At 37.6% G+C, this 13,654-nt stretch carries 11 protein-coding genes and 1 pseudogene; 11 read left to right on the top strand and 1 reads right to left on the bottom strand.

Annotated elements, in window-relative coordinates; translation table 11 throughout:
• Positions 1–322: 322 nt before the first annotated feature.
• From ftsB to GWI97_RS07965, 10 genes and pseudogenes are all read left to right on the top strand, one after another.
• Entirely contained in the window at positions 323–613 is a 291-nt protein-coding gene (gene ftsB, locus GWI97_RS07920) for a cell division protein FtsB (RefSeq protein ID WP_036934791.1), read from the top strand.
• A gap of 39 nt (positions 614–652) precedes the next feature.
• Positions 653–1,402, top strand: a complete 750-nt coding sequence (ispD, locus tag GWI97_RS07925; protein WP_036934790.1) for a 2-C-methyl-D-erythritol 4-phosphate cytidylyltransferase — start codon at positions 653–655, stop codon at positions 1,400–1,402.
• Between the two features lies 1 nt (position 1,403).
• Positions 1,404–1,889 (top strand): 2-C-methyl-D-erythritol 2,4-cyclodiphosphate synthase, encoded by a 486-nt coding sequence (gene ispF / locus GWI97_RS07930; protein WP_036934789.1) that lies wholly within the window; start codon positions 1,404–1,406, stop codon positions 1,887–1,889.
• Positions 1,886–2,938 carry a tRNA pseudouridine(13) synthase TruD gene (gene truD, locus GWI97_RS07935; protein WP_036934788.1) on the top strand — a complete coding sequence of 351 codons (1,053 nt, stop codon included), beginning with the start codon at positions 1,886–1,888 and terminating at the stop codon, positions 2,936–2,938. The genes ispF and truD overlap by 4 nt, the downstream gene beginning before the upstream one ends.
• A complete protein-coding gene (surE, locus tag GWI97_RS07940; protein ID WP_036934786.1) occupies positions 2,916–3,680 on the top strand; it encodes a 5'/3'-nucleotidase SurE in 765 nt (254 codons plus the stop codon). Before truD ends, surE begins: the two co-directional genes overlap by 23 nt.
• Complete coding sequence (locus GWI97_RS07945; protein WP_036934784.1) at positions 3,674–4,300, top strand: protein-L-isoaspartate(D-aspartate) O-methyltransferase; 627 nt, start codon at positions 3,674–3,676, stop codon at positions 4,298–4,300. Before surE ends, GWI97_RS07945 begins: the two co-directional genes overlap by 7 nt.
• A 153-nt stretch (positions 4,301–4,453) precedes the next feature.
• Positions 4,454–5,566, top strand: a complete 1,113-nt coding sequence (gene nlpD, locus GWI97_RS07950) for a murein hydrolase activator NlpD (protein WP_036934782.1) — start codon at positions 4,454–4,456, stop codon at positions 5,564–5,566.
• 684 nt (positions 5,567–6,250) lie between these two features.
• Positions 6,251–7,234 (top strand): annotated as a pseudogene (gene rpoS, locus GWI97_RS07955) (RNA polymerase sigma factor RpoS).
• A gap of 170 nt (positions 7,235–7,404) precedes the next feature.
• A complete protein-coding gene (locus tag GWI97_RS07960; protein ID WP_036934779.1) occupies positions 7,405–8,664 on the top strand; it encodes a hypothetical protein in 1,260 nt (419 codons plus the stop codon).
• Complete coding sequence (locus tag GWI97_RS07965) at positions 8,661–9,815, top strand: hypothetical protein (protein ID WP_036934778.1); 1,155 nt, start codon at positions 8,661–8,663, stop codon at positions 9,813–9,815. Before GWI97_RS07960 ends, GWI97_RS07965 begins: the two co-directional genes overlap by 4 nt.
• Positions 9,816–9,929: 114 nt before the next feature.
• On the opposite strand, the gene mutS is transcribed toward GWI97_RS07965, so the two are convergent.
• Positions 9,930–12,494: a DNA mismatch repair protein MutS gene (gene mutS, locus GWI97_RS07970; RefSeq protein ID WP_036934776.1), complete on the bottom strand. Its 2,565-nt coding sequence runs from the start codon at positions 12,492–12,494 to the stop codon at positions 9,930–9,932.
• Between the two features lie 725 nt (positions 12,495–13,219).
• Between mutS and GWI97_RS07975 the strand changes: the two genes are divergently transcribed.
• A complete protein-coding gene (locus tag GWI97_RS07975) occupies positions 13,220–13,567 on the top strand; it encodes a hypothetical protein (RefSeq protein ID WP_036934775.1) in 348 nt (115 codons plus the stop codon).
• Positions 13,568–13,654 lie beyond the last annotated feature (87 nt).

Below are 13,654 nucleotides of genomic sequence, written 5' to 3' on the forward strand. Positions count from 1 at the left end.
AAATACAATTATCTCTACACAAACACCTCATAAAAGGGGGGAATGTGTAGAGACGCGAGAGTGTTATTTGTATGAAATACATTTATCATCACGCGAGTGTAAAATATTATTAAGACTTTTCACCCAGAACTGATTTATTTATCAATTAACCTTATTGAGCCTTATCTTTATAAGAAAAAATTAAGCCTTAATCTGAATATTACAGAAATTACCCACGTTTATAGTGAGGAGAATAGGAATAATAATGTAATATATTCCAGCGCTTTTGTGGCGTCTGTGGTTGAGTTGTGGGATGATTAGCCCATTAATCTTGGGGGTGGTAATGGGGAAATTAACAGTCTTACTTCTGATTTTACTTGGCTGGCTACAATACTCATTGTGGTTAGGTAAAAATGGTATCCATGATTACAACAAAGTAAGTCAAGAAGTTGCCTCTGCATTGGCGCAAAATACGCAGTTAAAAGAGCGTAATGATCGTCTATTTGCAGAGATTGATGACCTCAATGGCGGGCAAGAAGCCTTAGAAGAGCGCGCTCGTAGTGAATTAGGGATGATTAAACCTAATGAGACTTTTTTCCGTATTGTGAATGATAAGTCTCAACCACGTCGTTAATTTATTGAATTAATAGTGTGTCCTGATACAAATACTATAATGAATATAACAAACTCAACTCTTCCTATTGTTGCCGTTATTCCGGCAGCTGGTATCGGAAGTCGAATGCAATCAATCTGTCCAAAACAATATTTGAAGATTGGTGGATTGACTATTCTTGAACATACCATTAAAGCTTTATTAAAACACCCACGCATAACGCAAATTATTGTGGCCATTAGCCCTGATGATCATTATTTTAAAACTTTATCTTTAGCGCAAGATGAAAGGATCATTACGGTTAACGGTGGCGGAGAGCGCGCAGACTCTGTATTATCGGGTTTAGAGTATGTCACTCAGCATTTTTCTGAAAAGACTTGGGCGCTTGTCCACGATGCAGCAAGGCCTTGCTTACATTTTGGCGATCTTGATCATCTTATTAAATTAATTGATGAAAATTTCTCGGATCCTCATTTTTGTGGTGGCATTCTCGCCACCCCTGTTCGTGATACGATGAAGCGTAGTCATCAACAAGACAACCATATTGAACAAACAGTAGAAAGAACAACATTATGGCATGCTTTAACGCCACAGTTCTTTCCTGCCTCATTATTAAAACAAAATATAGAAAATGCACTCTCACAAAAAGCGACTATTACTGATGAAGCATCAGCAATGGAATTTGCTGGATATGAGCCGTTATTAGTGAAAGGGCGTGCAGATAATATCAAAGTAACTCAGCCAGAAGATTTGGCACTTGCAGAGTTTTTTCTGTCACGCCAAATCACCAATATAAGGAACACACAATAAAATGAGAATTGGACACGGTTATGACGTACATAAATTCGGTGGTGAAGGTCCTATTATTATTGGCGGCGTCAGAGTTCCTTATGAGCAAGGATTGTTAGCCCACTCTGATGGCGATGTCGTATTACATGCAGTAACTGATGCTATTTTAGGCGCTATGGCAATGGGAGACATTGGCACATTGTTCCCTGATACTGATCTGGCATATAAAGGGGCAGATAGTCGGGTACTACTTCGTGACGCTTTTTCACGTGTAAGAGCAAAAGGTTACCGAATTGGTAATTTGGATGTCACAATTATTGCTCAAACACCAAAAATGTTACCTCATACACCACAAATGCGTGTCAATATTGCAGAAGATCTTCATTGTCATGTTGATGATATCAATGTGAAAGCGACAACAACCGAAAAACTTGGATTTGTGGGTAGAAAAGAAGGTATTGCCTGTGAAGCTGTTGTTTTATTAAAAAAAGAGTCATTACCTGAATGAGTGAATTACCAGAACTCCATTGGTTACATGGAAAACCACAAGCAACAGGTTTATTGAAATCAATTCCTGAAGATTTTATTGTCTGTGAAGATCTTGGTTTCACTCTTGATGGTGAAGGCGAGCATGTCATGGTGAAAGTGAGAAAAACAGGGTGCAACACCGTTGTTGTTGCTGAAAAGCTGGCAAAATTTGTGGGTATTCACCCTCGAGAGGCAAGCTATGCTGGGCTAAAAGATAAGAATGCTGTTACTGAACAGTGGTTTTGTCTGCGTATGCCAGGCAAAGAGATGCCCGATTTTAGTCAATTCGCTTTAGACGGTTGCGAAATTTTAGAAACGACTCGTCAACAACGTAAATTACGTATAGGAACACTAAAAGGTAATCACTTTACATTGGTGTTGCGAAACATTTCAGACCGTACCTTTGTCGATACTCGATTAGCACAAATTAAAACTAAAGGTATTCCTAACTATTTTGGTGCACAACGATTTGGCCGTAATGGTGAAAATTTACGCCAAGCGATGCGTTGGGCAATGGATGAAATTCGTGTTAAAGAGCGTGGTAAACGCAGTTTTTATCTTTCAGCAGCACGCAGTGCCATGTTCAATCATCTTGTCAGTAAAAGATTGGAATGTGATTTATATTCAAAAGTGATGATTGGTGATGCAATGCAACTTCATGGACGAGGCAGTTGGTTTGTTGTGGATGAAACTGAAATTACGCAAACACAAACTCGTTATGAAGAGCACGATGTTCATATTACTGCGCCTTTACCGGGTAAGGGTGATTTAGGGACGCAAGCAAAAGCATTGGATTTTGAAACTGAAAATTTGGCAGAATATGAAACATTATGGTCATTGGCTCGACAAGAGCGAGTTGACAATACAAGACGTGCTATCAATGTGTTACCAGAAAATCTGTCATGGCATTGGGTAGACGACACTACTGTTTCTCTGTCATTTTTTTTACCCGCAGGAAGCTTTGCAACTAGCGTTGTACGTGAATTAATTTTATTAGGGAAGGATGATGCTGAAAATATTGGTGAGTAATGACGATGGTGTGATGTCGAAAGGGATACAGACCCTCGCTAAAGCATTACGCCAGCGTTATGATGTACAAATTGTTGCACCTGATCGTAATCGTAGTGCTGCTTCTAACTCTTTAACTATTGACCGACCATTACGTAAGCAAGAGCTGGAAAATGGTGATATCGCTATTGTTGAAGGAACACCAACAGATTGTGTTTATCTTGGTGTAAACAATTTAGTGCGTCCTCGTCCTGATATTGTTGTTTCTGGTATTAACCATGGCCCTAATTTAGGTGATGATGTTATTTACTCTGGTACAGTGGCAGCCGCAACAGAAGGGCGCTTTTTAGGCTTACCAGCAATAGCTGTCTCATTAGATGGTGAAATACACTTTGAGACAGCGGCTCAAGTGACTTGTGAAGTACTGACAATGTTACAACAAGTACCTTTAAGAGCGGGAAATATTCTCAATATTAATGTGCCAGATATTCCACTGGATGAAATCAAAGGTTTCCGTATCACACGTTGTGGGAGTCGTCATGCTTCACAGCACGTTTATACCCACACTGATCCTAGAGGAAATAACCTTTATTGGATTGGGCCTCCAGGCGAAAAAAACGATGTAGGCCCTGATACAGATTTTGCCGCTGTTGACGAAGGTTATGTGTCGATTACACCCTTACATGTCGATTTAACAGCATACAAAGCACTTGATTTACTACAAAATTGGTTAAATAAAGCAGAGGTCAAAAAAACATGTTAAGTCGGTCAATGAAAGACTTACTGACAATGTTAAAACAGCATGGCATCAAGGATGAAAGCTTGCTGGAAGCAATGAGTAAAGTACCCAGAGAGCTCTTCATTGATGAAGCGCTCTCTCATAAGGCTTATGAGAATACGGCTTTGCCTATTGGTAATGGTCAAACTATTTCACAGCCTTATATTGTTGCTAAAATGACAACACTACTAGAATTACAAAGTACGGATTCTGTTTTAGAAATTGGAACAGGATCAGGGTATCAAACTGCCATTTTAGCAAATTTAGTTCATCATGTTAGCTCTGTTGAGCGTATAAAAATATTGCAATGGCAAGCTAAGCGGCGTTTTAAGCATCTTGATTTACATAATATTTCTACACGCCATGGTGATGGATGGGAAGGATGGTCATCAAAAGCCCCGTTTAATGCCATAATAGTGACAGCATGTGCAACAGAAGTACCACAACAATTATTGATGCAATTAGCCGATGGTGGCAGGATGATAATACCTGTAGGCGAACAGCAACAAATATTGAAGTTTATCCGACGTTTAGGTAATGATTTTCACTATCAATCTATAGAAGCGGTTAGATTTGTTCCTTTAATTTCGGGTGAGTTAGCATAACTTCCAGATAAATCTGACCGCTTTTTATTACAGCTTTTTAATAGCTTGTCGTAATCTGCACTAATATATGAAACATTTTCAAAAAATTGCAGTCTTTTTGTTTAACTCGACAAATTGCTAGACGCTAATGCCTTTTTAAAGGGAGAAGGAAGTATGAATTCAGAAAGCCCAATTAAGCATGTCCGCTGGGCAATCATGTGTTCGGTAATTGGATTTGCATTAACAGGCTGTGCAGATACACCTTATCGTCCTGCACCCATTACCTCTGTAAATGATAGCTCTTCAAATAATACGGCTTCGACCGCGCCTGTGATGACTAGTAGCAATGCAACACCGATTGAAAGAACAACTCCTTTACAATCGTCACCTCCTCCTTCCATTAAGGTGAATAGTACTGCATCGAATAGTGGCACATATCAGCCTCAAAATCAGCCTCGTGCACAAACATCAGTTGCATCTCAAAACGTGGGTACAGATGGTTCTGGCCGTATTGTATATAACCGCAATTATGACAGTATTCCTAAAGGGAATTACAGCGGTAATACCTACACAGTAAAACGAGGTGATACCATGTTCTATATCGCTTGGATAACAGATAGCGATGTAAAAGAGCTGGCTTCAATGAATAACATTCCTGAACCTTATAGTTTAAATGTGGGGCAAGTGCTGAATATAGGTAACCGTCAAGTCAATACGGGAACCAATACAAATATAAATAAATCCGTTATCGATCAACCAAGTAGTGCTGGTGTGCAAACAACACAAACGAAGCCGACTAATAACACCTCAATGGGGCCATTGATCACTAAGCCAGCAACGACAACACCGCCGAAGACGACGACTCCACCACCAACAACTAATACAAGTACTACAACGGCAACACCGACAGCCGTTTCAGGTAAGTGGATTTGGCCAGCACAAGGTAAGATCATCGAAAGCTATTCAAGTGCGCCAGGGGGAAATAAAGGTATCGATATTGCTGGTACTAAAGGTTCTCCAATTGTTGCAACTGCAGCGGGTAAAGTAGTTTATGCAGGTAGCGCATTACGTGGTTATGGTAATCTTGTTATCATTAAACATAATGATGAATATCTCAGTGCATATGCGCATAACGACACCATTTTGGTACGTGAGCAACAAAATGTGAATGCAGGTCAGCAGATTGCCACTATGGGGAGTTCAGGAACAAGCTCTGTCCGGCTACACTTTGAAATCCGTTATAAAGAAAAATCACTCAATCCAATGAGCTATTTACCTAAAAAATAAGTAAGTGATTTTTAACACGTATAGTGAATAATCCTAAAATTAAGCCCTCTTCTTTACAAAAGAAGAGGGCTTTTTGTTATCCGTAATTAATTAAAATATTGAAACAAAATACATTTTAACTAAGTAAAACTGCTTAATTAAAGATAAGTAAAAATGAGAGTTCTATATAAAATTATAGATAACGTTTAATTAGACGGTTGATTCTCAACCAATGAATGCGTATGCTAAAAATTGTTATATAAAAAATGAATAAAGATTCGCTGTTACTAAAGGATGAACTATAAAATAACCCCTTGTTTGTAAGGGTATTTTCTTTATTAGATTATCTTTTTAATAATAGTTAATAATATAAATTATTTGGTGTTATTTTATTATTCTGGATTTTTATTTGTTTTTTGAGATACAAATAGTTACAGCTAGCACATTAAATAGAGTAATTTTACGCATAGATAAATATACGTAAAATATAATAAAAAAACTGTTAATAACCTGTACTCAATAGCTAAGTTATATATTGAATAAAGAATGATAAAATTAACAGTAAAATAGATTATGTTATCTTTTATTTTGTAATTCGTTACAAGGGAAAATCAGTAACCCGTTGTGTCGTGACACAGCGATAAACTGGTAAACAGACACTAATCAAACGTCGTTTACCTAAATTATCAAGGGTAGGAGCAGCTGATGAGCCAAAGTACGCTAAGAGTAGACGAGTTATATACAGATGAAATTGAAGAGAACATGGAAGAGTTCGATGAAGTTGCTGCAAAAGAGGCAGAAAATGAGTCTGATGCTCAAGACGAAATTGAACTTATTGAAGGAGTCAACCAGCGTGCGCTCGATGCCACTCAGCTTTATTTAGGAGAAATTGGTTATTCTCCGTTGCTGACCGCTGAGGAAGAAGTTTTTTTTGCCCGTAGAGCGTTGCGTGGTGATATTCCTTCAAGACAACGAATGATAGAAAGTAATCTACGTTTAGTTGTTAAGATATCTCGTCGTTATACAAACCGAGGTCTTGCCCTGCTTGATTTGATTGAAGAAGGGAATTTAGGACTAATTCGCGCGGTTGAAAAATTCGATCCTGAAAAAGGTTTCCGCTTTTCAACTTATGCGACATGGTGGATACGTCAAACGATAGAACGTGCCATTATGAATCAAACTCGTACCATTCGCCTTCCTATTCATATCGTTAAAGAGCTGAATGTTTATTTAAGAACTGCGAGATAATTAGCACATAAGCTTGATCATGAGCCTAGTGTTGAGGAAATTGCACAAACACTTGATAAACCAGTTGAAGATGTGAGTAAGATGTTACGTTTAAACGAACGTATTACTTCTGTCGATACCCCAATTGGGGGCGATTCAGATAAGGCCTTACTTGATATCATCTCTGATGAAAATGAAGAAGGGCCTGAGGCGACAATTCAAAATAATAACCTCAAGGAAAATATCATAAAGTGGTTATTTGAATTGAATCCTAAGCAACGTGAAGTATTAGCACGTCGTTTTGGGTTATTAGGCTACGAAGCTGAAACTTTAGAAGATGTTGGTAGAGAGATTGGTCTGACAAGAGAAAGAGTTCGTCAAATCCAAGTGGAAGGATTACGTCGGCTAAAAGACATTCTGCAAAGTCAGGGGTTATGTATTGAAGCGCTTTTCAAAGCATAATTAGCCATCCTTGCTCTGTTTATAGCTTTAATTGACAAATTGTTATTACCAAAGCCGATTAGTGGATTTACTAATCGGCTTTTCTTTATCTTGTATTATGCGACTTAAAACGATAAAACAAGAACGCAGTCTTGCACCTTATTAGCCTGATGACAGTAATAAAGGAAGATATGAAAGATTATTTTTTAAACGTTAAATTAGAACGTTGCGATTTTAACCAAAGTAAAATCTCCCCGAATGGAATGGTGAGATTAATAGCATCAGGTAAAAACTTCTATCTTAATGAAGAGGATTTTTCTAATTCTCAAGATTTTCTTAAACGATTAAAACAAGGTGATGAGCTTAAAATCTGTGCTGAATTATTGAAGGATGGCAGTTTTTGGGTGCAATGGATTTATCATGATACTAAAGGAAGGCTTGAGCCTGAAAGAACATTCACGCTAACAGCAAAACAACAAAAATGGTTATTGCTTGCATTTATTCTGACGCTTGTTGGCGGTTATTGGAGCTATTTTTCGATCCTCTATCTTGAAGTGAATTTCTTTATCGTTGTTTCTATGGTTATTGCATGTGGTGCAGTGATGGCGGGGATCAGTTATATCGGAGAAAAAGCTTATCGCTATTTTCAGCGCACCAGACCCAAACATAGAAAGAGAATAAAGGCGTTAGATAAAGTTATCGCCAAGCAAGCCTTGATAGCGCCAGATGGCGAGCGCCTCATTATTACTGGAATAAAATCAGCACCATTACCTTCATTGCCTGTGATTAAAAAATCGTTTCCTCAAATAAAGCAAAGTAAAGTACAACGAGTTCGAGGAATAATACAAATTCATAGTAGTAATAGAATTAAAATGCATCACCGCAACGGCGAGACGGTGATAATGCAAGTATCCTGCCTGATTGATAATCATCCTTTCGTATTAAGTTATAGAGAGCGCTTATTTTATTCTGATCATAATCTGTTTCTTGCTGATGGTGATGATGTTGAACTGTTCTTTTGGCAAGCTGAAGATAAGCACTCAGGGCCTGTTGTTTTGGGGGTTTATAATCATACAGATAATGGTGCTTATACAATATCAGGACAAATATATATTGGTCACCAGCGTACATATCGTTTATCACTGTTAATAGTCGCATTAGTCAGTGTTTTTATTTTCTCAATGGTCGCAAGTTTCTCTATTTCTGATGTTTATGATAACGGCAATTATTGGGATAAATGGGATTGGTATTCTATTGGTGATAGCTTTTTAGGTATGGGAATTATCTATGGCTTAATCATGAGTGGCATTGCTTTTTTAACTGCCTTATTTTCAAATCTTTATATTTTGTTATCAGAAAAAGGTAATAGCAGTTATCAAACCTATTTTTTACTTCAGCAGCAATGTGTTGAAAGCAAACAACCCCTGTATATTACGGAGTTGCGCCAATGAATCCTTTTTTCCGTAAGCCTTTTATCATTATCACAAGTTTATTTATTTTAAGCTTACTGCTTTTTTATGGCGTGCTTTTTCATGGATTCGCCTCTAAATGGCAATGGAAAAATGAAAGCTCTTCTGAGTTATCTTCATACCCTTATTCTCACTATGATTGGCGTAATACTTTTTATGCTTCTAGCGGAATATTAATTAAAACTGAATCTGATCGTGGCCGATATGATGTAGATATTTATGGCAGACTTCACCGCCAAGATAACCAGAGAAAATATACGCTGTATTTTTCTGATAAAGAAGGCTTGCGCTTTGTATCACAAGGTCAAGGTAGCTTTTATAACGCATATTGTGTTGCCGATAAATGTGTTTTATTTACAGAGCAGGGACGGCAAACTATAGATTTAACAGAGTTTACAGTAGCAGACTTAATTCCTTGGCAAGAGGCTAACAATGGTTATTATCGTTTTCCTTTAGCGATTATTGGGGGAAAATTATTATATTCAGAGTCTACATCGCAATTAGTGTTAGTTGACAATAAAACGATAACGACAAGTTTAGATGAAGGGGAGAGTTGGGAATATTCAGTTAATACAGAAGATCTGGTGAAGCAATATTACGCTGAAGATTTCGGTGAGTTTACACAATTTCATTACGCTTTATCAGATGATTCCCTCATTATTTTTTATAACCACCATTACACAACAAATACCTTAGAAATCACACTAAATTTAGTGAATAAAGAAGTGACAAAAACACGCTGGCTTCCTTTGCGTGTTAAAGAAGTTGCCCAAAATGCTAATGGTGATATTTATCTTATTACTCAACATGCTTATCGAGATCTCTATTCTGTTGTTCGACGTCAATCTGATGGCAATTTAAACACTTTTTATGAAAGTGGTTATAAATATATAAATGATTTAATGGTAAGTAATGACAGTTTAATTCTAAATAAAGGTTATAACGATGATAAGGTCACACTAGTTTTTTCATTAAAAACAAATGGCTATACAATTTATGAGAAAATTACTGACGATATGATATTTAATCCTGCTTTATCATCATTTGTTCGCTTATTTGACAATTATGGTGATGAAGACACTTTATTGTTATTGGGTGAGCGACTGAAATATAGCCATGCTTCAATTAATTAATGTTGTATTTATCTTTGATTATCTTCATTTGAAAAATTAGAAAGTAAGCCATAAAAAAGCTCTGTGAATTCAAACAGAGCTTTTTTGCTGTCGGTATTTAGTATTTATGATGGTTTATTTTGACATCTCTTTTAATCGATAAAGTTGTTCTAACGCTTGTCGTGGCGTTAGAGTATCAGGATCGATTTTATCCAAAGCTAATTCAATCGCTGATGGTTCAGCTTCTGTTAATAGCATCAGTTGTGATGTTTCAACGTGACCTGATCCAGAGTGACCTGATAGCATTTCAAGCTCTTTTAACTTTTGTTTAGCTCGGCGAATAACTTCTTTGGGGACACCTGCTAATGCAGCTACAGCTAAGCCATAACTTTTACTTGCGGCACCTTCTTGAACGCTGTGCATAAAGGCAATAGTGTCACCATGTTCGACCGCATCTAAGTGAATATTTGCTGTACCTTCTAATTTTTCAGGTAATGTGGTTAATTCAAAATAGTGTGTCGCGAAGAGTGTCATTGCTTTTATACGATTTGCTAAATTCTCAGCACAAGCCCAGGCTAAGGATAATCCGTCATAAGTTGATGTACCCCGACCAATTTCATCCATTAACACCAAGCTATTTTCAGTCGCGTTGTGCAAAATGTTAGCTGTTTCGGTCATTTCCACCATAAAGGTAGAGCGACCAGAAGCAAGATCATCAGAAGCCCCTACACGGGTAAAGATCCGATCAATTGGACCAATTAATGCTTTTTCTGCAGGAACAAAGCTACCTATGTAGGCAAGTAAAGTAATTAATGCAGCTTGGCGCATATAAGTACTTTTTCCGCCCATATTCGGCCCTGTAATGATCAGTAAACGGCGCTGAGGCGCCAATTGTAATGGGTTAGAAATAAAAGGTTCACTAAGAACTTGTTCAACAACAGGGTGGCGTCCCCCTGTAATTTGGATACCGGCTTTCTCCGTTAATTCAGGGCGAATGTAATTTAATGATTCAGCGCGCTCTGCAAGGTTAGAGAGGACGTCTGTTTCTGCTAAAGCTTCTGCGCTGATTTGTAATGCTGTAAGGTGTGGCAATAATTTTTCAAAAATCTCTTCATAGAGCATTTTTTCAATTGCCAACGCCTTACCTTTTGAGGTTAGGACTTTATCTTCGTACTCTTTTAACTCAGGGATGATATAGCGTTCAGCATTCTTCAATGTTTGACGACGAACATAGTGCATTGGCACTAAATTGCTTTGCCCGCGACTGACTTGAATGTAATAGCCATGTACACCATTAAAACCCACTTTTAATGTATCAATGCCCCATTTTTCACGTTCACGAATTTCAAGTTTATCAAGATAATCACTTGCACCATCGGCTAATGCTCGCCATTCATCTAATTCGGCATTATAACCAGAGGCAATAACACCTCCGTCACGGACTAATACCGGGGGCGTTTCCACAATGGCATTTTCAAGTAATTCACATAATTCATCAAACTGGCTAATACGCTTTTGTAATTCTTTAATGTAAGGCATATCAGCTTGTTCAAGCACTTGATGAATATCGTGATATTGCTGAAAAGCATGGCGCATACGAGAGAGATCACGAGGGCGTGCAGAACGTAATGCTAAACGTGCTAATACACGTTCTAAATCGCCGATTTGGCGTAAAAAAGGCTGTAACTCAAAATAGAAAGGCTGTAATGCACTAATGGCATCCTGACGTTTAATCAGTTGTTCACGTTGGCGTAATGGCGTGTGTATCCAACGTTTTAGCATACGGCTTCCCATAGGGGTAACACAAAGGTCAAGTACAGATGCCAGTGTGTTATCAGTCCCACCTGCAAGATTTTGTGTTAATTCAAGATTGCGACGAGTAGCCGCATCTAAAATAATCGAATCTTGAGGACGTTCCATGGTAATACTACGAATATGAGGTAAAGACGTCCGTTGTGTATCTTTTACATATTGCAATAAACATCCCGCGGCGCAGAGTGCGAGATGTGCATTTTCAACACCAAACCCCGTTAAATCACGAGTACCAAATTGTAGATTAAGCTGTTGTTTTGCTGTTTCAAGTTCAAATTCCCAAATAGGACGGCGACGCAGTCCTTGTTGACGCTCAATCAATGCCATTGATTCAAAGGTTTCTGGGTAGAGTAATTCTGCTGGGTGGGTACGTTGTAGCTCGGCGATCATGCTTTCACTATCTGGCATTTCAGTGACACGAAAACGCCCTGAAGTGATGTCTAACGTTGCATAACCAAATGCACCATTTTTATCTTGCCAAATAGCAGCTAACAGATTGTCTTGACGCTCTTCAAGTAAGGCCTCATCAGTAACGGTACCTGGTGTTACAATACGAATAACCTTGCGCTCAACGGGGCCTTTGCTTGTTGCGGGATCGCCAATTTGTTCACAAATAGCGACGGATTCCCCCAATTGCACTAATTTAGCGAGATAATTTTCAACGGCATGATGAGGGACTCCCGCCATAGGGATAGGTTGGCCTGCGGACTGACCTCGCTTTGTTAATGAAATATCTAATAAACGAGAGGCTTTTTTAGCATCATCAAAAAACAGTTCATAAAAGTCACCCATACGATAGAACAGTAAGATTTCAGGATGCTCTGCTTTTATCTTCAGATACTGCTGCATCATTGGTGTGTGGGAGTCTAAGTGTCGAATGTCAGTCATGTTGTTGTCTGTCTTAAGGTATTGAATTTTGAGTTATTTGTGAAAATTTGTTATTGCACGGAATGTCGTTTTATTTCACAAGCATGGTTCGATCATATCACAAGGTACAGTCCGTTGTTTTAATGATATAAATATCTTTTTAAGCCAAAAGCCAAATAGTTTTATTCACTAGGATAGGTAATTTTGATGATAAAGGAAACAGCGTATTAATTGGCGCTGAAGCGAACATTACCTTCTACAGCGTATTGCAAAAATGGGATATAACTATCAAAGGAATACCTCCTCGTCTATTATCACCATCACGTAAAACTATTTATACATTAAGGTGGGCTTTATCAGCAAATACACAATTATATTTAATACAACAACGAATAATGATAGCAGCGTGATTTACCGGTTTGTTGATGATTATTTAGGAAACAGGACAAATTAGTACTCAATAAAGTAGTCACTATTATATTCATGCAGTAGGTAATAAAGAACGCAAGAGAACATGGAATATTCGCGCTGACATTATTGGTGTGATTAATCAACAAGCAATAGAAGCTCATTCATATTGGTATTAAAGTTTATAGGTTTGACTTAATAAGTATCTTAACGCCAAAATATTAATGTCTATCGTTATCTTATTCTAACTATTATTACTCTATATTGTTGCGATATAATTATTAGGTAAAATACTGAAAAATTTATTTTATCTTGTGAGCAAGGAAGAAATAATCAGTATGAAAACTCGAATTGTAAAATTAGCTTTATTAGGTGTATTAGCATTTCCGTTAGTAGGATGTAGTGATGCAACACCTAACTGTAATAGCACTGAAGCTAAAAATTTAGTGATTGATATTACAAAAGATGAATTACGTGATCAAAAAATGGCTGCGTTGATTGATCAAGTTAAGATCAAAGTAGAAAGCGTACGTACTCGTGAGCATGATGAAAAAAGAGATACTTACTCATGTGCAGCTGAACTTTCTTTTGAGGGCAAAGGTGGTAAAAATTCGATCCCAATTACCTATACCATTGAAAGTACTGATGACGGCAAAGAATTTTATGTTAATGTATTTGGTTTGTAATTGTGCCTGAAATAAAGCCATCATAGATGGCTTTTTATGTTTAGTGAGTAAAATATCTGGCTAATTCTTTATAAATTAAGAGAATTT

Source organism: Proteus sp. G2300, from assembly GCF_009915965.1.
GTDB lineage: Bacteria > Pseudomonadota > Gammaproteobacteria > Enterobacterales > Enterobacteriaceae > Proteus > Proteus vulgaris.